3 protein-coding genes and 1 pseudogene are annotated in these 26,622 nt (G+C 75.0%); all 4 read right to left on the bottom strand.

Annotated elements, in window-relative coordinates; genetic code table 11:
- Window positions 1-6,347 (bottom strand): type I polyketide synthase (locus ABFY07_RS40620; protein WP_346179286.1); only part of this gene is annotated, 6,347 nt, incomplete at its 3' end.
- Window positions 6,348-6,395: 48 nt separating this feature from the next.
- Window positions 6,396-17,327, bottom strand: a pseudogene (locus tag ABFY07_RS40615) (type I polyketide synthase); the annotation flags it as partial.
- 93 nt (window positions 17,328-17,420) lie between these two features.
- Window positions 17,421-24,005, bottom strand: coding sequence for an SDR family NAD(P)-dependent oxidoreductase (locus ABFY07_RS40610; protein ID WP_346179284.1), 6,585 nt, complete (start codon window positions 24,003-24,005; stop codon window positions 17,421-17,423).
- A gap of 98 nt (window positions 24,006-24,103) precedes the next feature.
- Window positions 24,104-26,622: SDR family NAD(P)-dependent oxidoreductase (locus ABFY07_RS40605; RefSeq protein ID WP_346179283.1), on the bottom strand; the 2,519-nt coding region annotated here is incomplete at its 5' end.

Genomic DNA, 26,622 nt, shown 5'->3' with positions numbered 1-26,622 from the left:
TGCCTCTCCTGCCCGTAGGTGGCGAGCAGAGCCTGAGCCTCGATCGGATCGCCCAGGGTGGTACCGGTGCCATGCGCCTCCACCACGTCCACATCGGCCGCCGACAGACCCGCACCCGCCAACGCCTCACGAATCACCCGCACCTGAGACGGACCATGCGGCGCCGTCATCCCATTCGACGCACCATCCTGATTCACCGCACTCCCCCGCACCACAGCCAACACCCGATGCCCCAACCGCCGAGCATCCGACACCCGCTCCACCAACAACACCCCCACCCCCTCACCCCACGCAGTCCCATCAGCCCCCTCCGCAAACGCCTTGCACCGCCCATCCACAGCCAACCCACCCTGCTTACCGAACTCCGTGAAAACACCCGGAGTCGACATCACCGTCACCCCACCGGCCAGTGCGAGATCGCAGACGCCGCGCCGGAGTGCGGATACGGCCATGTCCAGGGCGACCAGGGAGGAGGAGCAGGCGGTGTCGATCGTCACGGCCGGGCCCTCGAAACCGAAGGTGTAGGCGATGCGGCCGGAGGCGACGCTGCCGGCGGTGCCGTTGCTGAGATAGCCGGCGATCTCCTCGGGGACCTCGCGGAGCCGTGCCACGTAGTCGTGGTGCATCAGGCCGGTGTAGACGCCGGTCCGGCTGCCGCGCAGCCGGGTCGGGTCGATGCCGGCCCGCTCGATGGCCTCCCAGGAGGTCTCCAGCAGCAGCCGGTGCTGGGGGTCCATGGTGGTGGCCTCGCGCGGCGAGATGCCGAAGAAACCGGCGTCGAACTCGGCGGCGTCGTAGAGGAAGCCGCTCTCGCGGACATAGGTGGTGCCGGTGCGGCCGGGCTCGGGGTCGTACAGCGCGGAGAGGTCCCAGCCGCGATCGGTGGGGAAGCCGCCGATGCCCTCGCGGCCGCCGGCCACCAGCTCCCACAGGTCTTCGGGGGAGCCGACACCTCCGGGGTAGCGGCAGGCCATGCCGACGATGGCGATGGGCTCGCCGTCGGTGGGCCGGGCCCGTTCGGCGGGGGCGCCCCGGTCCGTGGCGCCCGCCAGGGACTCGTCCAGGAAGGCGGCGAGCGACCGGGGGGTGGGGTAGTCGAAGACGAGCGTGGTGGGCAGCCGCACCTTGGTGGACTCGACGAGGCGGTTGCGCAGTTCGACAGCGGTCAGCGAGTCGAAGCCCAGGGCGTCGAAGGACTGGTCGGGCGCCACGGCCTCGGCCGTGGCGTGGCCCAGCACGGTGGCGACGTGCTCGCGCACCAGCTCGACGAGGGCGGCCGAGCGGTCCGCCGCCGGCATGTCGAGCCGCCGGTCGCGCCAGGCCGACGAGGCGGCCGTCGAGGGGGTGGCGGCGCGGCGCGGGGAGGGGGCGACCAGGGAGCGCAGCAGGGCGGGCGGGTTGGTCTGGCCGCGCAGGTCGAGGCGTACGGGGACGGCGACGGGCGCGGGCAGCCGGAGCGAGGCGTCGAACAGTGCCAGACCCTCGTCGGTGGTCAGGGCCCGCAGCCCGCCCCGGCCGAGCCGGTCCAGGTCGGTCTCGCTCAGGGTGCCGGTCATGGCGCTGAGGTCGGCCCACAGGCCCCACGCCAGGGAGCGGCCGGGCAGCCCGAGGGCGCGGCGGTGTCTGGCCAGGGCGTCCAGGAAGGTGTTGGCGGCCGCGTAGTTGGCCTGTCCCGGGGAGCCGAAGACGCCGGCGGCGGAGGAGAACAGCACGAACAGGTCGAGCTCCCGTTCGCGGGTGAGCTCGTGGAGGTGCCAGGCGGCGTCCGCCTTGGGGCGGAGCACGGTCTCCAGGCGCTCGGCGGTCTGGGCGGTGACCATGCCGTCGTCCAGGACGCCCGCCGCGTGGATCACGCCGCGCAGGTCGGGGAGGGAGTGGAGGAGTTCGGCCAGCGCGGCGCGGTGTGCCACGTCGCAGGCGACCAGTCGTACGTCGGCGCCCGACTCGCGCAGCTCGGCGGCGAGTTCCCCGGCGCCCGGGGCATCGGCGCCGCGCCGCCCGGCGAGGACCAGGCTCCGTACACCGTGGGCGGTGACCAGGTGCCGGGCCACCGCGGCGCCGATGACGCCGGTGCCGCCGGTGACCAGGACGGTGCCCTGCCCGGAGTACGGGGCGGGGGCCGCGGCCTCGGGCGCGGCGCGCACCAGACGCGGCACGAAGACATCGCCGCCCCGCACGGCGATCTCGGTCTCCTGGTCGGCGAGCGCGGCGTACACCTCGGGCCAGGGGACGTCGGCGATGTCGAGGCCGGGCCCGAGGTCGAGCAGCGCGAACCGCTCGGGGTGTTCTGAGCGGGCCGAGCGCACCAGGCCGTGCAACGCGGCCTGGGCCGGGTCGGCGCCGTCCGAGGAGTGCACCTCGACGGCGCCCCTGGTCACCACGGTGAGCCGGGCGGGGTTCCGGGTGTCGTGCGCCAGCCACGCGCGTATCCGTTCCAGGGCCTGGCCGAGGCCGTCCCGTGCCCGGTCGACGGTGCCGGCCTCGGCACCGGCGGGCTCGGTGCAGTCCAGGAGCACGGTGTCGGCTCCGGCGGCCAGCGCTTCGAGGGAGGTGTCCGCGCGCCAGACCGGCGGGGCCTCGCTCGCGGCGGTGTCCCGCGCCGTGGGGTGGCGGGGCTCCCAGACCTCGGTGAACAGCGACTCCGCCACCACGGCTCGCGCCGGGCCCACGGGGGTGTCCGATACGGGCCGCAGCACGAGTTCGTCGATGCCGACGACGGGGGCGCCGGTGGCGTCCGCGATCCGGACGCGTACGGCGGCGGTGCCCGCGTTCGACAGCCGGACGCGGACGGAGCGGGCGCCGCTCGCCCACAGCCGCACGCCGGACCAGGCGAACGGCAGCCGCGCGGTGCTCTCGGTGTCCTCGACCACCCCGCCGAGCCCGATGCCGTGCAGGGCGGCGTCCAGCAAGGCGGGGTGGACGCCGAAGTCCGCGGCGTCGTCCGCCGCGCCCTCGGGCAGTTCCACCTCCGCGAAGAAGTCGCCGCCGCGCCGCCAGGCCTTGCGCAGTCCCTGGAAGGTGGGGCCGTAGGCGTAGCCCTGTTCGGCCAGTGCGGGGTAGAAGTCCCCGGTGTCGATCGGGGCCGCGCCGCGGGGCGGCCACACTTCCCCGATGACCTCGGCGAAGTCGTCGGCGTCCGGACCCGGGGAGGGCGGGGCGACCACGCCCTGGGCGTGCCGGGTCCATGCCGGCTCGGCGCCGCGGGTCCCGTCGTCGGCAGGTTCGGGGCGGGAGTGCACGGCGACGTGGCGGTGTCCCTCGTCGTCGGCGGGTCCCACGCCGACCTGGATCTGTACGGCGTCCTCGGGGCTGAGGACGAGCGGGGTCTCCAGGGTGAGGTCGCGGATCCGGCCGCAGCCGACGTTCTGCCCCGCGCGCAGGGCGAGCTCGACGAAGGCGGTGCCCGGCAGGAGCACGGCGCCCACGACGGCGTGGTCGGCGAGCCAGGGGTGGGTGGTGAGCGACAGCCGTCCGGTGAGCACCGTGCCACCGGCGGAGTCGCCGTCGGCCACGCTGATGGCTGCGCCCAGCAGCGGGTGGTCGAGCCCGGCGAGTCCGGAGGCGGCCACATCGCCGGCGCCGCGCGGGGAGACGCGGGGCCAGAAGCGCAGTCGTTCGAAGGGGTAGGTGGGCAGGTCGGGGCCGGCGGGTACGGCGGGCAGGATTGCGCGCCAGTCCACGGCGGCGCCGCCGGCCCACAGCGCGCCGACCGCCCGCAGCACCCCGGCGACCTGGGGACGCTCGCGGTGGGCCACGGCGGTCACGGTGGTGGAGTGCCCCTCGGTGAGGCTGTCCTCGAGGGGCCGGGTGAGGACGGCGTGCGGCCCGATCTCGAGGAACGCGTCCACTCGCGTCTCCACCGCGCGCACCGCGTCCTGGAAGCGGACGGCCTCGCGGGCGTGCCGCACCCAGTAGTCGGGGGAGGTGATGTCCTCCGCGGCCGGCTCCCCGGTGACCGTGGACACCAGCGGTATGGCCGGGCGGGAGAAGGTGAGCCGGGAGAGCACGGAGCGGAACTCGTCGAGCATCGGCTCCATCAGCGGCGAGTGGAAGGCGTGGCTGACCCGGAGCCTGCGGGTGCGCCGGCCGGCCTGCCCGGCGGTTTCGGCGATCCGGTCCACGGCGTCCGCCGCTCCGGACACGACGACGGCGGAGGGGCCGTTGACCGCGGCTATCGCCACCCGGCGCCGGTGCTGCTCGGGCAGGGCCCGCAGCCATACCTCGGCCTGGGCACGAGTGGCGTCGAGGGCCAGCATGGCACCGCCGTCCGGGAGCCGCCGCATGAGCGCGCCACGGGCGACGGCCAGGGTGACCGCGTCGTCGAGGGAGAGCACCCCGGCCACATGGGCGGCGGCGATCTCGCCGATGGAGTGGCCGAGGACGACATCCGGGCGCACGCCCCACGCTTCCAGGGTGCGGAACAGCGCGACCTCGACGGCGAACAGGGCTATCTGGGTGTAGTGGGTCTCGTGCACGAGGCCGGCGTGGCCCGAGGGGTGCCCGGCGGAGCCGGCGAACACCACGTCCGCCAGCGGGATGTCGAGCCGCGGGTCGGCGACCGCGCAGACGGCGTCGAACGCCTCCGCGAACACCGGCAGTCGCTCGTACCACTCGCGTCCCATACCCGCCCACTGCGCGCCTTGCCCCGCAAAGACGAAGGCGGTCTTGGCCCCGGGCCGTGCCACGCCCTGGACGAGGTGGCGGCCCGTGGTGCCCTTGGCCGCCAGGGTGTCGAGGGCGGTCGCGTATCCTTCCGCGTCCTCGGCCAGCACGACCGCCCGGTGCTCGAAAGCAGTACGCGTCGTCGCCAGCGCCACCGCCGTCCCCACCACATCCACACCCGACGCCACCGCATGATCCCGCAACCGCGCCGCCTGAGCCCGCAACGCCGACTCCGACTTCCCCGACAACACCCACGGCACAACACCACCACCCGGCACCACCTCCCGTGGTGCCTCCTCCCGTGGTGCCTCCTCCCGTGGTGCCTCCTCACGCGGGGCCTCCTCCAGGATCACATGCGCGTTCGTCCCACTGATCCCGAACGACGACACCCCCGCCCGCCGCGGACGACCCTCCCCCGGCCACACCACCCGCTCCCGCACCAACTCCACCCCACCCGACGACCAATCCACATGCGACGTCGGCTCATCCACATGCAACGTCGCCGGCACCACCCCATGCCGCATCGCCAACACCATCTTGATCACACCAGCCACACCCGCCGCCGCCTGCGTATGACCAATATTCGACTTCACCGACCCCAACAACAACGCACGACCACCCACCCGATCCCGACCATACGTCGCCAACAACGCCTGCGCCTCGATCGGATCACCCAACGCCGTACCCGTCCCATGCGCCTCCACCACATCCACCTCACCCCCACCCACACCAGCACCCGCCAACGCCTCACGAATCACCCGCACCTGAGACGGACCATGAGGCGCCGTCATCCCATTCGACGCACCATCCTGATTCACCGCACTCCCCCGCACCACAGCCAACACCCGATGCCCCAACCGCCGAGCATCCGACACCCGCTCCACCAACAACACCCCCACCCCCTCACCCCACGCAGTCCCATCAGCCCCCTCCGCAAACGCCTTGCACCGCCCATCCACAGCCAACCCACCCTGCTTACCGAACTCCGTGAAAACACCCGGAGTCGACATCACCGTCACCCCACCGACGAGCGCGAGCGCGCAGTCGCCGGAGCGCAGCGCACGGGCCGCCAGGTGCAACGCCACGAGGGAGGCGGAGCAGGCCGTGTCCACGGTCACGGCGGGGCCCTCGAAACCGAAGGTGTAGGCGATGCGGCCGGAGACGACGCTGACGGCGGTGCCCGTCAGCAGGTGGCCGAGGGACTCGTGGCCGGCCTGGTTGAGCATGCCGGGGTAGTCGGCGCCGTTGACGCCGATGAACACGCCGGTGCGGCTGCCGTGCAGGGTGGTGGCGTCGATCCCGGCCCGTTCGAAGGTCTCCCAGGAGGTCTCCAGCAGCAGCCGCTGCTGGGGGTCCATTTCCAGGGCCTCGCGCGGGGAGATGCCGAAGAACCCGGCGTCGAACTCGGTGGCCGTGTCGAGGAAGCCGCCCTGCGGGCGGGGGCCGCCCTCGGGCCGCTGCCAGCCGCGGTCGGCGGGGAAGTCGCCCATGGCGTCGACTCCGCCGTACAGCAGGTCCCAGAAGGCCTCGGGCGTGTCGGCCCCGCCGGGGAACCGACATCCCATGCCCACGATCGCGATGGGCTCGCGCTCGGCGTCCTCCAGGTCCCGGACCCGGTCCCTGGTGCGCTTGAGGTCCGCGGTCACCCGCTTCAGGTACTCGACGACCTGCTCTTTGTCAGCCATGTCCGAAACCCCTCGTCGTACGGGATGTGCGTGTGGGCCGTGTGTGCATCAGCTCAGCCCGATCTCGTCGTCGATGTAGCGGAGAAGCTCTTCCTCGCTCGCCGAGCTCAGCTCGTCGACCCCGGTGTCCTGGGCCTGGCCGCCGGGGGCGGTCCCGGCCAGCGCCCTGGACCGCTCCCGCCAGCGCAGCAGCAGCGTCTCCAGCCGGGCCGTCACCTTGGTGACCTCGGCGGCGTCCCGCTCGTCCTCGAGCATCGCCTCCAGGCGGTCGACGGCCTCCTTGCCCCACTCCTCGGCCGCCGTCTCGGGCAGCAGTATCCCGAGCAGATGGCCGGTGAGCGCCTCGGGCGTGGGGTGGTCGAAGACGAGCGTGGTGGGCAGCCGGGTGGCGGCCATGCGGGCCAGCCGGTTGCGGAGTTCCACGGCCGTCAGCGAGTCGAAGCCGAGCTCCGTGAAGGGCCGGGTCGCGGAGATCCGGTCCGCCGCCTCGTACTTGAGCACCGCGGCGATCTGGGCGCGCACCGTCTCCAACAGGGCTTCCGTGCGCTCGGCCGGGGGCAGTGCGGACAGCCGGTCGCGCAGCGTCCGGCTGTCCGCCGCCGTGGCGGGGCGCGGTGCGGCGCGCACCAGGCCGCGCAGCAGCGCGGGGGGCTGTTCGTCGCCGGCCAGCCGGGCACGGTCGAGCCGGACCGGCGCGGTGTGCGGCAGGCCGGAGGCGAGGGCGCGGTCGAAGAGGGCGAGTCCTTCCTCGGTGGTGAACGGGAGGATGCCGCCCGCGCTCATGCGGCGCAGCTCGGCCTCGTCGAGGGTGGCGGTCAGTTCGCTGGTCTCCTCCCACAACCCCCACGACAACGACTGCGCCGGCAAACCCTCGGCCCGCCGCCGCACCGCCAACGCGTCCAGGAACACATTCGCCGCCGCGTAATTCGCCTGCCCCGGAGACCCGAACACCCCCGCAGCCGACGAGAACAACACAAACAACTCCACCCCACGATCCCGCGTCACCTCATGCAAATGCCACGCACCATCCACCTTCGGACGCAACACCGACCCCAACCGCTCCTCACTCAACCCCGTCACCACACCGTCATCCACCGCACCCGCCGCATGCACCACCCCACGCACCTCAGGCAACCCCGCCAACAACCCCTCCACCGCACCCCGATCCCCCACATCACACGCCACCACCCGCACCCGAGCACCCAACCCCTCCAACCCCGCCACCACACCAGCGGCCCCCGGCGCCTTCTCACCCCGCCGACTCACCAACACCACATCCCGCACCCCATACGCCACCACCACATGCCGCGCCACCGCAGCACCCACCACACCCGTACCACCCGTCACCAACACCGCACCCACACCCGACCACGACACCCCACCACCCGACACCACACCAGCATCAGGACGAACCAGCGCCAGCCGGGGTACGTACGCCTCCCCGCCGCGCACGGCGATCTCCGGCTCGTCGGCGGCCACGGCCGCGGCCAGGACGGTGCCGGGCACCTCGGCGGGGTCACCGTCGGTGTCCACCAGCACAAAACGATCCGGATGCTCCGACTGGGCCGAACGCAACAGACCCCGCACCGCCGCCTGGGTCAGGTCCACGGTGTCGGTGTCCGCCACGGCGACACCGCCGCGGGTGATCACGGCCAGCCGCGCTTCGGCCAGGGGCTCGCTCGCCAGCCATTCCTGGGCGCGCGCGAGCGCGGTGGTCACCGCTTCGCGGACCAGTTCCGGAAGTTGCGCGCCGCCGGGCTCCCGCTGCCCGGGGGCGGGCAGGGCGGAGGCGTCCAGCAGCACCCACCGTGCGCCGTCGGCGACGGCGGTCTCGACCTCCGTCGCCGGCCTCGTGCCGTCCCACAGGAACGACGGCACCGCCGCGGCGGGTTCGGGGAGCTCTCGGCGCTCCCAGCGCACCTCGTACAGCGAGCGGGCCGCGGTGGCGCCGGCGGAGCGGAGCCGGGCCGCGGTGACCGGGCGCAGTTCGACGCGTTCTGCGCCGAGCAGCGGGGTGCCGTCCGCGTCGGTGGCACGTACCCGTACGGCTCCGTCGCCGGCCGGGGACAGCAGGGCCCGTACGGTCCGGGGGCCGTCGGCCGGGTCCGCGCCGACTGCCGGGTCCGTTCCGGCGGCCCAGAGGTGCACGCCCTGCCAGGCGGTGGGCTGCAGGGGTTCGGCGGTGCCCGGCCCGCCGAGGCCGGCGGGGTCGGTGAGGCGCCAGGCGTGGCACACCGACTCCAGCAGCGCGGCGCGCGCCGTGAGGCCCTCGACGGCGTGGTCGGGCAGTTCCACCTCGGCGTAGATCTCGTCGCCGCCGCGCCAGGCCGCGCGCAGCCCTTGCAGGGCGGCGCCCACCTGCTGTCCGGCGGCGAAGAGCCGCCCGTAGAGCCCGGCCGTGTCCACCGGCGTGGCATCGGCCGGCGGCCAGGCTCCCGCGAGCCGTGCGTACGTCGCGTCGGGGGCGTCGGGTGCGTCGGGGGCGTCGGGGGCGTCGGGGGCGGCAGGCGCGGGGGCGAGTACGGCGGTGGCGTGCGGGGTCCACTCCGCGGTGGGGTCGCCGTCGGGCCGGGCGTGAACGGTGAGCCGGCGGCGCCCGGCGGCGTCGGGAGCGTCGGCCATCACCTGGATCGCCAGGGCGCCGTCGGGGGCGAGGAGCAGCGGCTCGTGCTGCTCCAGCTCCGCGACCCGGGGCAGGCCGAGCCGGTCCGCGGCGTACAGCGCCCAGTCGAGCACGGCGGCGCCGGGCAGGACGGGGGTGTCCAGCACGGTGTGTTCGGCGGGCGAGGACGGGGCCGGGGCGTTGAGCCTGCCGCTGAACAGCACGGTGTCGGTTCCCGCCGGGACGACCGCCGCGGCGAGCACCGGGTGACCGGTCGCCTCGAGGCCGACACTGGCCGGGTCCGCCGAGCCGTGCGGCGCGTCCAGCCAGTAGCGCTCCCGCTGGAAGGCGTAGGTCGGCAGTTCGACGGCGTCGGCCGCCGGGTCCGCGGCGGGCACCAGCGCGGCCCAGTCCACGCCGAGGCCGCGGGTCCACAGGGTGGCGGCGGAACGCAGCAGGGCCGTGCGCTCGTCCTCGTCGCGGCGCAGCGTGCCGCTGACGACGACCTCCCGCCCGCCCGCCTCCAGGGCGGCGTCCTCGAGGGCCGCGGTGGTCACCGGGTGCGGGCTGACCTCGATGAAGGTGTCGACGCCGCGCGCCATGAGGTCGGCGACGACCTCGGCGAACCGCACCGGCCGGCGCAGGTTGTGGTACCAGTACTCGGCGTCGGCCCGGGCCGCCTCCACCGGCTCCCCGGTCACCGTGGAGTGCCAGGTCAGCTGCGGCGGCGCGGAGTCGATGTCGCCGAGCTCCTTGAGCAGCCGGTCCTTGATGAGTTCGACCTGGGGCGCGTGGGAGGGGTAGGTGACGGGGATGCGGCGGGCGCGGATCCCGTCGGCCGCGCAGCCGTCGAGGAGCTGCCGCAGCGGTCCCTCGTCACCGGCGACGACGACGGCGCCGGGCCCGTTGACCGCGGCGACGACCACCCGGGCGGCGGGGTCCGCGTCGCCCGTGGGGTGGGTGTAGCGGTCGATGAGGGCCTGGGCCTCGTCGGCGGGCACGGTCAGCGAGGCCATGCCGCCGCGTCCGGCGAGCTCTTCGGCGATGACCCGGCTGCGCAGCGCCACCAGCCGGGCGCCGTCGGCCAGCGACAGGGCGCCGGCCACGCAGGCGGCCGCGATCTCGCCCTGCGAGTGGCCGACGACCACGGACGGGGTGATGCCGATGTGCTGCCAGACCTTGGCCAGGGAGACCATCACGGCCCACAGCGCGGGCTGCACCACATCGACGCGCTCCAGGGCCTGCGCGTCGCCCAGCACGTCGAGCAGCTTCCAGTCGGCGTGTGCCGACAGCTCTTCGGCACAGCGCCGCATCCAGGTGGCGAACACCGGTGAGGACTCCATGAGCCCGCGTGCCATGCCGGTCCACTGCGCGCCCTGGCCGGGGAAGACGAAGGCCACGGTGGCGCCGGGGCGCACGGCTCCACGGACCAGCCCCGGTGCCTCGGGCTCGCGGCGGGTCAGGGCGGTGAGTCCTTCGGCGAAACCAGGGGGGTCGGTGGCGAGGACGACGGCGCGCTCGTCGAAGGCGGTGCGCGTCTCGATGAGCGCGGTGGCCGTCGCCAGGGGGTCGGTGCCGGTGGTGGCGAGTGCGCGCAGCCGCTCGGCCTGGCCGCGCAGCGCGGCGGCGGACTTGGCCGAGAGGAGCCAGGGCAGTACGGCGCCCTCGGCCGCGGTGACCACGGGCTCAGGGCGGCTCCGCTCCCCGGCCTGCTCGGCCGCCTCGGGCTCGGGGGCCTGTTCGAGGATGACGTGTGCGTTGGTGCCGCTGATGCCGAACGAGGAGACGGCGGCCCGCCGCGGCCGGTCGGTCCGCGGCCAGGGGACGGGCTCGGTGGCCAGTTCCACCGCGCCCGCCGACCAGTCGATGTGTTCGCTGGGCCGCTCGGCGTGCAGGGTCCGGGGCACGGTGCCGTGGCACAGGGCGAGCACCGTCTTGATCACCCCCGCGATGCCGGCCGCCGCCTGGGTGTGACCGATGTTCGACTTCACCGACCCCAACAGCACCGGCCGCCCACCGGCCCGGTCCTGACCATAAGTGGCCAGCAGCGCCTGCGCCTCGATCGGATCCCCCAGAGTGGTCCCGGTCCCGTGCGCCTCCACCACATCGACATCCGACGGAGCGAGCCCCGCGTTGGCCAACGCCTGACGGATGACCCGCTGCTGAGACGGCCCATTGGGCGCCGTCAAACCATTCGAAGCCCCGTCCTGGTTGACCGCCGAACCCTTGATGACGGCGAGGACCCGGTGGCCGTTGCGGCGCGCGTCCGACAGCCGCTCGACGAGGACCATGCCGGCGCCCTCGGCGACACCCATGCCGTCCGCCTCGGCGGAGAAGGCCTTGCAGCGGCCGTCGTGCGCCAGGCCGCGCTGCCGGGTGAACTCCGCGAAGATCGTCGGGGTGGCCATCACGGTGACGCCGCCGGCGAGCGCCAGATCGCAGTCGGCGCGCTGCAGCGCGCTGACGGCCATGTCCAGCGCGACCAGGGAGGAGGAGCAGGCCGTGTCCACGGTCACGGCCGGGCCCTCCAGGCCGAGGGTGTAGGCGACCCGTCCGGTGGCCACGCTGCCGGCGTTGCCGTTGCTGAGGAATCCGGCGACGTCCTCGGGGACGGAGCGCAGCCGGGCGGCGTACTCGTGGTACATCAGGCCGGAGAACACGCCGGTCCTGCTGCCGCGCAGCCGCGTCGGGTCGATGCCGGCCCGCTCGATGGCCTCCCAGGACAGCTCCAGCAGCATCCGGTGCTGCGGGTCCATGGTCACGGCCTCGCGGGGGGAGATCCCGAAGAAGGCGGCGTCGAAGTCGGCGGCATCGTGCAGGAAGCCGCCCTGGTCCACCAGCGAGCTGCCGGGGCGCTCCCCCGTGGGGTCGAAGAACGAGTCGAGGGCCCAGTCGCGGTCCGTGGGGAAGTCGCCGATGCCCTCGCCGCCGTCGGCGAGCAGTTGCCACAGCTTCTCGGGGGAGTCGATGCGGCCGGGGAAGCGGCAGCTCATGCCGACGATGGCGATGGGCTCGTCGTCCCGCACGACCCGGGCCACGGCAGTGTGGCGCGCGGTGTCGCCGGACAGCAGCCGGTGCAGATGGGCGCCGAGCGCGCCCGGCGTCGGGTAGTCGAACACCAGGGTGGCGGGCAGCCGGGTGCCGGTGAGCTCGTTGAGCCGGTTGCGCAGTTCCACCGCGGTCAGGGAGTCGAAGCCGAGGTCCTTGAAACCGCGCTCGACGGGGACCGCGTCGGCGCCGGAGTGCCCGAGTACGGCGGCGGCTTGGGCCCGGACGAGTTCGACGAGCAGGTTCTCGCGGTCCGCCTCGGGCGTCGCCTCGTACTCGGCCCGCCAGCCGCGGCCGGCCGGGGTGCCGGTGGCGCGGCGCGCGGGCGTACGCACCAGGGCGCGCAGCAACGGGTGCGGCCGCTGCCCTTCGGCGCGGGCGCGGGTCAGGTCGAGCCGTACGGGGACCGCATGCGGAACGTCGAGCGCCAGCGCGTGGTCGAAGAGGGCGAGCCCTTCCTCGGTGCCGAGGGTCAGCAGGCCGCCGCGGCCGAGCCGGGCCTTGTCGGCCTCGTCGAGGGTGGCGGTCAGTTCGCTGGTCTCCTCCCACAACCCCCACGACAACGACTGCGCCGGCAAACCCTCGGCCCGCCGCCGCACCGCCAACGCGTCCAGGAACACATTCGCCGCCGCGTAATTCGCCTGCCCCGGAGACCCGAACACCCCCGCAGCCGACGAGAACAACACAAACAACTCCACCCCACGATCCCGCGTCACCTCATGCAAATGCCACGCACCATCCACCTTCGGACGCAACACCGACCCCAACCGCTCCTCGCTCAACCCCGTCACAACACCGTCATCCACCGCACCCGCCGCATGCACCACCCCACGCACCTCAGGCAACCCCGCCAACAACCCCTCCACCGCACCCCGATCCCCCACATCACACGCCACCACCCGCACCCGAGCACCCAACCCCTCCAACCCCGCCACCACACCAGCGGCCCCCGGCGCCTTCTCACCCCGCCGACTCACCAACACCACATCCCGCACCCCATACGCCACCACCACATGCCGCGCCACCGCAGCACCCACCACACCCGTACCACCCGTCACCAACACCGCACCCACACCCGACCACGACACCCCACCACCCGACACCACACCAGCATCAGGACGAACCAGCAGCGGGACGAGCACGGTGTCGCCACGCAGGGTGACCTCCGGCTCGCCCGCGGCCACGGCCGCGGCCAGGACGGTGCCGGGCACCTCGGCGGGGTCACCGTCGGTGTCCACCAGCAGAAAACGATCCGGATGCTCCGACTGGGCCGAACGCAACAGACCCCGCACCGCCGCCTGGGCCGGGTCGGGCCGCTCACCGGGCGTGGCGCCGACGGCGCCGCGGGTCAGCACGGCGAGCCGCGCCTGTGCGGGCGGCTCCTGGGCGAGCCATTCCCGCACCCGGGCCAGCGCGGTCCGGGTCAGGGCGTGGGCCGCGGCCGGCACATCGAGGCCGTCCGGCAGGTCCTGGGCCGTGCAGTCGAACAGCACCACCTCGGGTTCCCCGGCGAGCACATCGGCGAGCGGGGTGCCCGGGCGCCACACCGCCGTACGCGGTGCGGCGGGGGCCGCGCCGGTCGGGGGCCGCCAGGCGTCCCAGCGCGGCACGTACAGCGACCGGGTGGGGGCCGCGCGCAGGTCGGCGGCGGACAGCGGCCGCAGCACCAACTCGTCCACGGCGGCGACGGGCCTGCCGGTGGCGTCCGCGGCGCGCAGCCGTACGCCGTCCTCGCCGGCCGCGGTCAGCCGGACGCGCAGTGAGGTGGCGCCGTCGGTCCAGGTCCGCACGCCGGACCAGGCGAACGGAAGGCGTACCGCCCCCTCGTCGCCGAACAGTCCGCCGAGGCCCATGGCGTGGAGCGCGGAGTCGAGGAGTGCCGGGTGGACGAGGAAGTCGTCGGCGGGCGTCTCCTGGGCCAGGGCCACCTCGGCGAACACCTCGTCACCGCGCCGCCAGACGGACCGCAGCCCCTGGAAGGCGGGGCCGTACTCGTAGCCGCGCTCGAACAGGGCCTCGTAGTAGTCGCCCACCTCGACGGGGGTGGCGCCGGACGGCGGCCAGACGCCCTGGAGCGCGGCGAACTCCGCCGGGTCCTCGGGCGCTTCCTCGGCGGTCAGGGTGGCGGTGGCGTGTCGGATCCACTCGGCGGGCTCCTCCTGGTCGACCGTGCCGGCCCGGGAGTGGATGGTGACGGTCCGGCTGCCGGTCCCGTCGGCCTCGGCGACCTGGATCTGGACGGTGACGCCGGTTTCCGCGGTGAAGGTGAGGGGCCGCTCGAGGGTGAGCTCCCGCAGTTGGCCGCAGCCGGTCTCCCGGCCGGCGGCGAGCGCGAGTTCCACGAAGGCGGTCCCCGGCAGCAGCACGGTGTCCAGCACGGCGTGGTCGGCCAGCCAGGGGTGGGTCGACAGGGACAGCCGACCGGTGAGGACCACGTCGCCGGACTCGGCGGGGCGCGTGGCGGCGGCGAGCAGCGGGTGGGCGACGGGGTCGAGCCCGATGCCGGAGGGGTCGCCGGTGAGGGCCGGCCCTTCCAGCCAGTAGCGCCGCCGCTGGAACGGGTACGTCGGCAGCTCGGCCGCCCGGGCCAGCTCGGCGAGGGAGGCGGTGGCGGCCGCGCTGCCCAGGAAGGTGTCCCAGGAGATGCCGGCGCCGCGGGTCCACAGGGTGGCCGCCGCGCGGATCAGCGCGGCGCTCTCGTCCTGGTCGCGGCGGAGGGTACCGGAGACCACCACCTCCTCGCGGCCCGCGGCGGCCGCCAGGTCCTCGATGGCCGGGACGAGCACCGGGTGCGGGCTGATCTCGACGAAGGTGTCGATGCCCCGGTCGAGCAGCGCGGTGACCGTCTCGGCGAACCGCACGGGCCGGCGCAGGTTGCGGTACCAGTACTGTGCGTCGGCCTCCGTCTCGCCGAGCGGGGCCACGGTCACCGACGAGTGCATGGGTACGGAGCCCGCGCGCGGTGCGACGGTCTCGGCCAGCTCCAGCAGCCGGCCGCGGATGGCTTCGACGTGCGGGGTGTGCGAGGCGTAGTCGACCGGGATGGTGCGGGCGCGGACGCCCACGGCCTCGGCGGCCGCGGACACCTCGGCGAGCGCCTCGGGGGCACCGGCGATCACGGTGGCCTCGGGGCCGTTGACGGCGGCCACCCAGACCCCGTCGCGCTCGCCCAGGAGTTCGGCGGTGCGCTCGGCGGAGGCGGCGAGGGAGACCATACCGCCCTGCCCCGCGAGGTCCTCGGCGATGGCCCGGCTGCGCAGCGCGACCAGGCGCGCCCCGTCCTCCAGGGAGAGGACACCGGCGACACACGCGGCGGCGATCTCGCCCTGTGAGTGGCCCGCCACCACGTCGGGGGTCAGCCCCGCGGCCTGCCACACCCGGGCCAGGGAGACCATGACGGCCCACAGCGCCGGCTGCACCACATCGACGCGCTGGAGGGCCTGCTCGTCGCCGAGCGCGTCGAGCAACTCCCAGTCCACGTGCGGCGCCAGCGCGTCGGCGCACTCGCGCATGGCCGCGGCGAAGAGGGGCGAGGACTCCAGGAGCCCGGTGGCCATGCCGAGCCGCTGGGCACCCTGCCCCGGGAAGACGAACGCGACCTTGGCGCCGGGGCGTGCGGTGCCCCGCACCACACCGGGCGCGTCGGCCGTGCCGTCGGCGAGCGCCGCCAGCGGCCCGGTGCGCTCGTCGCCGAGGAGGACGGCCCGGTGGGTGAAGGCGGCGCGGGTGCGGACCAGGGCGGCGGCGACGGCGTCGTCGGCTTCATCGGCTTCGTCGGCTTCGTCGGCTTCGTCGAGGAAGAGACACAGCCGGGCGGCCTGGTCGCGCAGCGCGGCCTCGTTCTTGGCGGACAGCGGCCAGGGCGGCACGCCACCGGTGAGCACCGGCGCCGCCGCGCCCCCCGTGGTTCCCGCGCTGCCGGCGGGCGGTGCGTCGACGTCGGGCTCCTGCGGTTCGGGGGCCTGCTCGAGGATGACGTGCGCGTTGGTGCCGCTGATGCCGAACGAGGAGACGGCGGCCCGCCGCGGCCGGCCGGTCCGCGGCCAGGCGGTGGCCTCGGTGACCAGCTCCACCGCGCCCGCCGACCAGTCGACGTGCGGGGTGGGCTCGTCCACGTGAAGGGTGGGCGGCACCACGCCGTGGCGCAGGGCGAGCACCGTCTTGATCACCCCCGCGATACCGGCCGCCGCCTGGGTGTGACCGATGTTCGACTTCACCGAACCCAACAGCACCGGCCGCCCACCGGCCCGGTCCTGACCATAAGTGGCCAGCAGCGCCTGCGCCTCGATCGGATCCCCCAGGGTCGTCCCGGTCCCGTGCGCCTCCACCACATCGACATCCGACGGAGCGAGCCCCGCGTTGGCCAACGCCTGACGGATGACCCGCTGCTGAGACGGCCCATTGGGCGCCGTCAAACCATTGGAAGCGCCGTCCTGGTTGACGGCGGAGCCGCGGAGGAGGGCCAGCACCCGGTGGCCATGGCGGCGCGCGTCCGACAGCCGCTCGACGAGCAGTACTCCGACGCCCTCGCCCCAGGCGGTGCCGTCGGCACCGGCGGCGAACGCCTTGCACAGCCCGTCCTGGGAGAGCCCGCGCTGCTTGCTGAACTCGGTGAACGCGGCCGGTGTGGACATCACCATCACGCCGCCCACCAGCGCCAGGGAGCTCTCCTTGGCGCGCAGCGACTGGGCCGCGAGGTGCAGCGCGGTCAGCGAGGAGGAGCAGGCCGTGTCGACGGTGACGGCGGGGCCCTCGAACCCGTAGGTGTAGGAGAGGCGCCCGGAGAAGACGCTGGAGGCGTTGCCGGTCAGCAGGTAGCCCTCGCTGTCCTGGGTGCCGCCCACGTTCGAGCCGTAGCCGGACAGGACGCCGCCGACGAAGACCCCCGCGCTCTCGCCGCGCAGCGTGCCGGGGTCGATCCCGGCCCGCTCGAACGCCTCCCAGGAGGCCTCCAGCAGCACCCGCTGCTGCGGGTCCATGGCGAGGGCCTCGCGCGGCGAGATCTCGAAGAACTCGGCGTCGAAATCGGCGGCGGCGTCGATGAACCCGCCCTTGCGGATGTACGAGCTGCTCGGGCGCAGCCCCTCCGGGTCGTAGAGGGAGGCCAGGTCCCATCCGCGGTCGGCGGGGAAGTCCGCGATGCCCACGCGTCCCTCGGCGACCAGCTCCCAGAGGTCTTCCGGGGTCCGCACCCCGCCGGGGAAGCGGCAGCTCATGCCGATGACGGCGAGCGGCTCACGGGCGGCCTCCTCGACGGCGCGCAGCCGTGCGTAGGAGTCGCGGGCGTCGGCGACCGCCTGCTTGAGGTACTCGCGGAGCTTCTGCTCGTTCGACATCCGTTCCTCTTCCGGTCCAACAGGTGCGGTCAGCGGGTGCGGTCAGCGGGTGGGGTCACATGGCCGGCGGGGTCGCCCGCCCGCCGGTCAGCTGGACCATGGCTTGTTGTCCACGAGCTCGAACAGCTCCGCGTCCGTGGCCGAGTCGAGGTCGACCTCGGCGGCCGCGGGTTCGCCCGCCGTCCACTTCGACAGCACGGCGCGCAGCCGTACGGTGAGGTTGGCGCGCCTCGGGTCGTCCTCGGCGATCTCGGCGAGCAGGGTCTCCAGGGTGCCGAGCTGGTTCGCGGCGAGTTCGGCGGCGTCGATCTCCGGGAGCAGCCGCTGCTTGAGGTGTGCGGCCACCGCGGCGGGCGTGGGGTGGTCGAAGACGAGCGTGACCGGGAGCCGCAGCCCGGTGGCGGAGTTGAGCCGGTTGCGCAGTTCGACGGTGGTGAGCGAGTCGAAGCCGAGGGTCTTGAACGGCCGGTCGGCGCCCACGGTTTCGATGTCGTCGTGGCCGAGCACGACCGCGGCCTGCCGGCGCACTTCTTCGGTGAGCAGTTCCTCGCACTCGCGCGGCGACAGCTGTGCCAGGCGCTCGGTCAGCCCGCCGCCGGTGCCGCCTGCCGCGGGGGTGGCGCGGCCGGTTGCGGCGGGCTTGGCGGGGGATTTGACCAGGCCGCGCAGCAGGGGCGGGACGGTGCCGGTGAACCGGGCGGGGTCCAGCCGTACGGGGACGGTGTGGGTGTGGTTGTCCCCGGTGGCGGCGTCGAAGAGGGCGAGTGCCTCGGCGGTGGGCAGGGGGCGTACGCCGCCGCGGGCCATCCGGTCGAGGTCGGTCCTGTCCAGGTCGCCGGTGATCCCGCTGGTTTCGGCCCACACGCCCCAGGACAGCGACTGGGCGGGCAGTCCGAGGCGGCGGCGGTGGTGTGCGAGGCCGTCGAGGAAGGCGTTGGCCGCCGCGTAGTTGGCCTGTCCGGGGGCGCCGAACACGCCTGCCGCGGAGGAGAACAGCGCGAACAGCGCGAGGTCCTTGTCGCGGGTCAGTTCGTGCAGGTGCCAGGCGGCGTCGGCCTTGGGGCGCAGGACCGTGTCGAGCCGCTCGGGGGTGAGCGCCGTGAGCACCCCGTCGTCGATCACGCCCGCCGTGTGCACCACCCCCCGCAGGTCCGGGAGGTCGTCCAGCAGCCGGGCGAGTTGCTCGCGTTCGGCGGCGTCGCAGGCCACGACGCGGGCGGTGGCGCCGAGTCCGGCCAGCTCGGCCACCAGTTCCGCCGCGCCGGGCGCGTCGGGGCCGCGGCGGCTGGTGAGCACCAGGGAGGTGACGCCGTGGCGCTGGGCCAGGTGCCGGGCGACGGCACCGCCGAGGGCGCCGGTGCCGCCGGTCACCAGCACCGTTCCGGCCAACGACGCCGAGGGGACGGTGAGGGCGACCTTGCCGATGTGCTTGGCCTGGCTGAGGTGGCGGAAGGCCTCGGGCGCCCGCCGGACGTCCCAGGTGGTCACCGGCAGCGGGGTGAGCACGCCCTCCTCGAACAGCCGGGCGAGGTGGGTGAGCATCTCGCCGATCCGGTCCGGGCCCGCCTCGCCCAGGTCGAAGGAGCGGTAGAAGGTGCCGGGCCAGGAGGCGGCGACGGCTTCCGGGTCGCGGATGTCGGTCTTGCCCATCTCGATGAAACGGCCCTGGGGGACCAGCAGATCGAGGGAGGCGTCGGTGAACTCCCTGGCCAGGCAGTTCAGGACGACGTCGACGCCGCGGCCGCCGCTCGCCGCGCGGAAGGTGTCGGCGAAGTCCAGGGTGCGGGAGGAGGCCAGCCGTTCGGCGGGGACGCCGGAGGCCCGCACCACCGGCCACTTGGGCTCACTGGCGGTGGCGTACACCTGGACGCCCCAGTGGCGGGCGAGCTGGACGGCGGCCATGCCGACGCCCCCGGCGGCGGCGTGCACCAGCAGCGACTCGCCCTCCTGGACGCGGGCCAGGTCCCGCAGCGCGTAGTAGGCGGTCAGGAACACCGTCGGTACGGCGGCTGCCTGGGCGAACGACCAGCCGCTGGGGATCGGGGCGATGGTGCGGGCGTCGGTGACGGCCAGCGGTCCCGCGTAGGAGCCGGACAGCAGCCCCATGACGCGGTCGCCCACGGCGACGCCGGTGACGCCGGGCCCGACCTCGGTGACGAGGCCGGCGCCCTCGGAGCCGAAGGCCATCTCGGTGAAGGACTCGGCGACATCGACGACGCCGAGGGCGAGCAGCACATCGCGGAAGTTCACGCCCGTGGCGCGGACCTCCACCCGCACCTGGCCATCGGTCAGCGGCGCCTGCGCCTGGGGGCACGGCACGAGCCGCAGGCCCTCCAGGGTGCCGCTGCCGTCCACGTCCAGGCTCCAGGCGCCCTCGGCAGGGGGGACGAGGGTGTCGGCGGGCGCCACCCGTGCCAGCCGGGGCACCAGCGAGGAGCCCCCGCGCACCACGCTCTCCGTCTCGCCGGTGGCCACGGTCGCGGCCACCGCGGCGGGGAGCCGCTCGGCGGAGCGGGCGTCGCCGTCCAGGTCGATCTGGATGATCCTGCCGGGGTTCTCCGAGCCGGCCGAGCGCACCAGGCCACGGACCGCGGAGTGCACCGGGTCGACGGTGTCGCCGGGCGCGGCGGCGGCTCCCCCGCGGGTGACGACCGCCAGGCAGGCGGGTTCGGTCTCCTCGGCGGCGAGCCAGCGCCGCACCACGTCCAGCACCGCGCCGGTCACCTCGCGGACGGCGGCCACGGTGTCCTCGGGCCCCGCCGGCACGGGCAGCAGCACCACGTCAGGCAGCCGCTCTCCGGCGCGCACGGCCTCCTGGAGCGCGGTGAGGTGGGGGAAGCGGGCGGCTTCCGGGGCCACGTCCGGAAGGTCGTCGGCGGTGCCGAGGACGGCCAGGGCGCACGAGGTGTCCTCGGCCGGCGGCAGCGCCGTCCAGTCCAGCCGGAAGAGGGCGTCCGCGCGGGGCCGGGTCCGGACGTCGCCGGCGGCCACCGGGCGCGAGGTGAGCTCGTCGACGGTGAGGAGCGGCAGGCCCGTGGGGTCGGTCATGGTCAGGGAGAGGGAGTTGGCGCCGTTCGGGGTGAGCCGGACGCGGGCGGTCGTGGCACCGGTGGCGTGCAGCCGTACGCCGCCGAAGGAGAACGGCAGCCTCGGCTCCACCGCGCTGTCCTGGTCCAGCGCGGTGGCGATCTGGCTGTGCAGCGCCGCGTCGACCAGCGCCGGATGCACGCCGAACCCGGCGGCGTCCGTGCCGCCCCGCTCGTCCAGCGCCACCTCGGCGAACAGTTCGTCGCCGCGCCGCCACAGGCCGCGCAGCCCCTGGAAGACGGGGCCGTAGGCGTAGCCCCACTCGGTCAGCCGCTCGTACAGTCCCTCGACGGCCACCGGGACGGCGTCGGCCGGCGGCCAGGCGGCCGCCTCGGCAGGCGGGGTCACGGGCGCGGTGGCGGGCTCCGTGGCCAGGGTGCCGGTGGCGTGTCCGGTCCACTCCTGGGTGCCGTCGGGGCCGGCGGCGCGGGAGAAGATCCGCACCTGGCGGCGGCCGGTCTCGTCGGCCTCGCCGACGGTGACCTGGAGGTCGACGCCCGGGCCTTCGGCGGGCAGGGCCAGGGGGCTCTCCAGGATCAGTTCGTCGACCCGGCCGCAGTCGGCGTACTCGCCCGCGCGCAGGGCGAGTTCCAGCAGTGCGGTGCCGGGCACGAGGACGCGGCCGAGGACCTGGTGGTCGGCGAGCCAGGGGTGGGTGTGGGTGGAGAGCCGGCCGGTGAGTACGCGGCGGTCGCCGTCGGCGGCCTCCACGCCCGCGGCGAGCAGGGGGTGTCCGACGAGGGAGAGCCCGGCCGCGGAGACGTCCGCCGCGCCGCCGGTGTCGGCGGACAGCCAGTAGCGGCGGCGTTGGAAGGCGTAGGTGGGCAGGTCGACGGCGCCGGCGGCGTCCGGCCCGTACACCGCCTGCCAGTCGACGCGGACGCCGGCGGTCCACAGCTGGGCGAGGGAGGTCAGCAGCCGCCGGGTGCCGCCGTCGTTCCTGCGCAGGGTGCCCGTCACGGCGACGCGGGGGGTGCCGGCCGGCCGGTCGGCGACCGTGTCCTGGATCGCGGTCATCAGGACGGGGTGCGGACTGACCTCCAGGAAGGCGGTATGGCCCTCGTCCACGAGGCGCTGAACGGTCTCCTGGAAGCGGACGGGCTCGCGCAGGTTGCGGTACCAGTACTCGGCGTCCAGCGCCTCGCCGGGCAGGGGCGCGGCGGTGACGGTCGAGTACAGCGGGGTGTCCCCGGCGCGCGGGGTGACCGGTGCCGCCAGCCGGAGGAGCTGTTCGCGCACCCGCTCGGTGTGCGGGGTGTGCGAGGCGTACTCGATGCCGACCTTGCGCGGCCGCAGCCCCGCGGCCTCCGCCTCCGCGGTCACCTCGGCGAGTGCGTCCAGGTCGCCGGCCACGACGGTGGCCTCGGGGCCGTTGACCGAGGCGATCCACACCCCGGCCCGGCCCTGGAGAAGGGCGGCGGCCTGCTCGGGCGGTGCGGAGAGCGAGTACATGGCGCCCTTGCCGGACAGGTGCTCGGCGAACACCCGGCTGCGCAGTGCCACCAGCCGTGCCCCGTCGGCCGGCGACAGCGCTCCGGCCGCGCAGGCGGCGGCGATCTCGCCCTGGGAGTGGCCGACGACCGCGGCCGGCACCACGCCCAGGGAGCGCCACAGCCGGGCGAGGGAGACCATCACCGCCCACAGCACGGGCTGGACGACGTCGTCCCGCTCCAGCTTCTCGCCGCTGCGCAGCAGTTCGAGCGGGTCCCAGTCGAGGTGGGGCGCCAGCGCCTCGGCGCACTCCCGCATGGCCTCGGCGAACACCGGGGAGGCGGCCATCAGCTCGGTGGCCATGCCGGCCCACTGGGAGCCCTGGCCGGGGAAGACGAACACCACCTTGGCGGCGTCGGAGGCGGCCTCTCCCGTCACCACCTGCGCGGACGCCTCCTGCCCCGCGAGGGCGTCCAGCCCCGCCGACAGCCCGCCGCGCTCCCCCGCCAGGACGACGGCACGGTGCCGCAGCGGGGTGCGGTGCAGGGCCAGGGAGCGGCCGATCGCGGTGGCGTCCGCGTCGGCGGTGGCGGTGAACTCCCGTAGCCGGGCGGCCTGTGCGCGCAGCGCGCGGGGGGTGTGCCCCGAGACGACCCACGGCAGGGTGCCGGCGTCCCCGGCGAGCGGCGCGGGGCCCGTCGGGGGCGTCTCGCCGGGGGCGGCCGGCCGCTCGGCCCCGGCGGCCTCGGCGGCCTCGGGCCGCGCCTGTTCCAGGATGACGTGGGCGTTGGTGCCGCTCACCCCGAAGGCGGAGACGCCGACGCGGCGTGGCTGCCCGGTCCGCGGCCAGTCGGTGGCCTCGGTGACCAGCCGGACGTCCCCCGCGTTCCAGTCCACGTGGGGGGTGGGCTCGTCCACGTGCAGGGTGGGCGGTACGACGCCGTGCTGGAGGGCGAGCACCGCCTTGATGACGCTCGCCACGCCCGCGGCCGCCGCGGTGTGGCCGATGTTGGACTTCACCGAGCCGAGCAGCAGCGGGCGGCCGGCGGGCCGCCCCTGGCCGTAGGTGGCGAGCAGGGCCTGGGCCTCGATGGGGTCGCCGAGGGTGGTGCCGGTGCCGTGGGCCTCGACGACGTCCACCTCGGCGGCCGACAGCCGGGCGTTGCCGAGTGCCTGGCGGATGACCCGCTGCTGGGAGGGGCCGTTGGGCGCGGTGAGGCCGTTGGAGGCGCCGTCCTGGTTGACGGCGGAGCCGCGGAGGACGGCCAGCACGCGGTGGCCGTGGCGGTGCGCGTCCGAGAGCCGCTCGACGAGCAGTACGCCGACGCCCTCGCCCCAGGCGGTGCCGTCGGCGCCGGCGGCGAACGCCTTGCAGCGGCCGTCGGGGGCGAGGCCCTGCTGCTTGGTGAACTCGGTGAACATGCTGGGGGTCGCCATGATCGTCACACCGCCGACCAGCGCCATCGCGCACTCGTCCGTGCGCAGCGCGTGGGCGGCCAGGTGCAGCGCGACCAAGGAGGACGCGCAGGCCGTGTCGACGGTGAGGGCGGGGCCCTCCAGGCCGAAGGTGTAGGCGATCCGGCCGGAGGCGACGCTGGCGGCGTTGCCGATGCCCATGTGGCCGGCCAGCTCCGACCGGCTGTTCCCGAGCATCAAGGTGGCGTAGTCCTGGCCGTTGGTGCCGACGAACACCCCGGTCCTGCTGCCGCGCAGGGCGCCTGCGTCGAGCCCGGCCCGCTCCACGGCCTCCCAGGAGGTCTCGAGGAGCAGCCGCTGCTGCGGGTCCATGGCCAGCGCCTCGCGCGGCGAGATGCCGAAGAACTCGGCGTCGAACTCGGCGGCGTCGGGCAGGAATCCGCCGGCGCGGGTGGCCGAGCCGGGCTCCCGGCCGGGGCCGCCGTCGAAGAGCGCGGCCAGGTCCCACCCTCGGTCCCGGGGAAACCCGGTGATGCCGTCGGCGCCTTGGACCAGCAGCTCCCACAGCTCCTCGGGGGAGCCGACGCCGCCGGGGAACCGGCAGCCCATCCCCACGATGGCGATCGGCTCCCGCTCGGCGTACTCCACCTCACGCAGCCGGCCGCGGACCTTCTGCAGGTCGGCGGTGACCCGCTTGAGGTAGTCGAGCGTCTTGTCCTCGTCCATGGTGGATCCCATTCGTGTGTCTCCCCGCCTCGCGCCTCGCCGCTCGCCGCTCGTGCCGGTCGGCCCGCTGGTGCTCGTCGGCCCGCTCGTGCTTCCCGGACTGCCGGCGTTCACAGGCCGAGCTCGTTGTCGATGAAGTCGAAGATCTCGTCGCGCGTCGCGGAATGGAGGCGCTCGGTCGCCCCCTCGCCGGGCGCCGGTGCGGACCACCGGTCGACCAGGGCCGTCAGCCGGGCCAGCGCGTCCGCCGGGGGCGCCGCCTGGGCCGCGACCGTGGCGAGCCTGCCCTCCAGCCGGTCGATCTCGGCGAGCAGCGCCTTCTCGGACAGCTCGTCCCCGCCCAGCTCGGAGCGCAGGTGTTCCGCGAGTTCGCGCGGGGTGGGGTAGTCGAAGATCGAGGTGGCGGACAGCCCCAGCCCGGTGGCCTCGGTCAGCCGGTTGCGGAACTCGACCGCCGCCAGCGAGTCGAAGCCCACGTCCCGGAACGGCTTGTCGGCCTCGACCGCCGCGATCCCGGTGTGCCCGAGCACGGCGGCCGCGTGCCGCCGCACCAGGTCGGTCAGCACCTGCTGCCGCTCGGCGCCGGAGAGCCCGGCCAGCCGCCGGGACAGCTCGTCGGCGCCCTCCCGGTCCGGTTCGGAGGGCTCCTGCGCCCGCCGCGCCTCGGGGATGTCGGACAGCAGGGTGCTGGGCCGGGCCGAGGTGTACGACAGGGCGAACCTCTCCCAGTCGACGTCGGCCACGGTCAGACGGACCACCCGCTGGTCGATCGCGTGCCGCAGCAGGGTCAGCGCGGTGTCCGGGGCCAGCGCCCGTACGCCGCGCCGCCGCAGGTGCGCCTCGGCGTCGTCCCGGGCCGCCATGCCGCCCTCGCTCCACGGGCCCCAGGCCACCGATGTGGCGACGGCGCCGCGTGTCCTGCGCCGTTCGGCCAGGGCGTCGAGGTAGGCGTTGGCGGCCGCGTAGGCGCCCTGCCCCGCGCCGCCCCAGATCCCGGCGGTGGAGGAGAACAGCACGAACGCGTCCAGCTCGGCCCCGGCGAAGGCCGCGTCCAGGTGGCGCGCGCCGGCGACCTTGCCCGCGCTGATGGCGGCCACGTCGTCCGGGCCGGTCTCGTCGATGCGGCTGGACTGGGCGACGCCCGCGGTGTGCATGACCGCCCTGACGCGGACGCCGTCGGCGGCGAGCTTGTCGAGCAGCGCGTCCAGCGCGCCCCGGTCCGCGACATCGCAGGCGGCGATGGTCACCCGGGCGCCCAGGCCGGTCAGTTCGGCCTCGAGGGCCGCCGCCTCCGGGGCCAGCGGGCCCCGGCGGCTGGTCAGCACCAGGTGCTCGGCGCCCTCGCGCGCCAGCCAGCGGGCCACATGGGCGCCCAGTGCCCCGGTGCCGCCGGTGACCAGGACGGCGCCGCGCGGGGTCCAGCCCGTGCCGCCCGCCGTGGCCGCCAGTGGCGCCCGCCGCAGCCGCCGGGCCAGCAACCCGGCCGGGCGCAGCGCCACCTGATCCTCGCCGGTGGCCCCGGCGAGGACGGCGGCCAGCCGTTCGGCGTCCCGCGCCCCGAGCTCCTCCGGCAGGTCGACCAGGCCGCCCCAGCGCTCCGGATGCTCCAGCGCCGCCACCCGGCCGAGGCCCCACACCTGCGCCTGGGCCGGCCGGATCTCCTCGCCGCCGGTGACGGCGACCGCGCCCCGGGTCAGGCACCACAGGGGCGCCGCCACCTCCAGTTCGCCCAGGGCGCGTACCAGAGCGTGGGTGGCGGCCAGGGGCGCGGCGGGGTCCTCGTCCCCGGCGAGCGCCAGGAGTGACAGCACGCCGCGCACGGGTGTGTCCGGGAGTGCCGCGCGCAGCCGCTCGGTGAGCGCGTCGGGGCCCGCGCCGCGCGCGAGGCCGGCGATGTCGGCGGACACGTCCACGAACACCAGGTCGAGGCCCTGCCGTTCCAGCGCGGCGCCCCACTCGGCGGCGGCCGGGCCGCCGGCGGTGATCAGGAGCCAGGTGCCGACCGGCTGATCGGTCGGCTCCGCGAGCGGTCGCCAGTGCACGTCGTAGCACAGCTCGCCGAGTCCGGAGCGCTCCCTGGAGCGGCGGCGCCAGTCGGCGAGGATCGGCAGGACCTCCCGCAGCGGCGCCTGCCGGTCGTCCTCCTCGACTCCCAGGGTGCGCGCCAGTACGTCCATGTTCTCGCCCTCCACGGCGGACCAGAAGGCCCGGTCGACCTCCGGGGTGTGCTCGCCGTCGGTCGCGGGGGGCTCGTCCAGCCAGTAGCGCTGTCGGTGGAAGGCGTAGGTGGGCAGCTCGACCCGGGGGCCGGGACGCAGGGTCGGCCAGGTCACCGGCACACCGCGCGTATGCAGCCGCGCCAGCGCCTGGACGAAGGAGTCCACCTCGCCCTGGCTCCCGCGCACCGCCGGGATCGCCACCACTCCCTCACCGCGCCCCTGCACCAGGCCGCTCAGCACGGCGTCCGGTCCCACCTCCACGAACTCCGTCACTCCACGGTCGACCAGGCATTCCACGCCGTCGGCGAAGCGCACCGCCTCCCGCGCGTGCCGCACCCAGTACTCCACACTGCACAACTCACCCGCATCGGCCACCGCACCGGTCACGTTCGACACCACCGGAATGACCG

The sequence above is a fragment of the Streptomyces sparsogenes subsp. cuspidosporus genome (assembly GCF_039532705.1).
Lineage (GTDB): Bacteria > Actinomycetota > Actinomycetes > Streptomycetales > Streptomycetaceae > Streptomyces > Streptomyces sparsogenes.
Note: the sequence above shows the minus strand (reverse complement) of the source record. Positions and strands in the feature narration are given on the sequence as shown.

Excerpts from the sequence above, each read along its gene's own strand:
- ABFY07_RS40610 (WP_346179284.1), bottom strand. The coding sequence starts at position 24,005 with ATGGGATCCACCATGGACGAGGACAAGACGCTCGACTACCTCAAGCGG.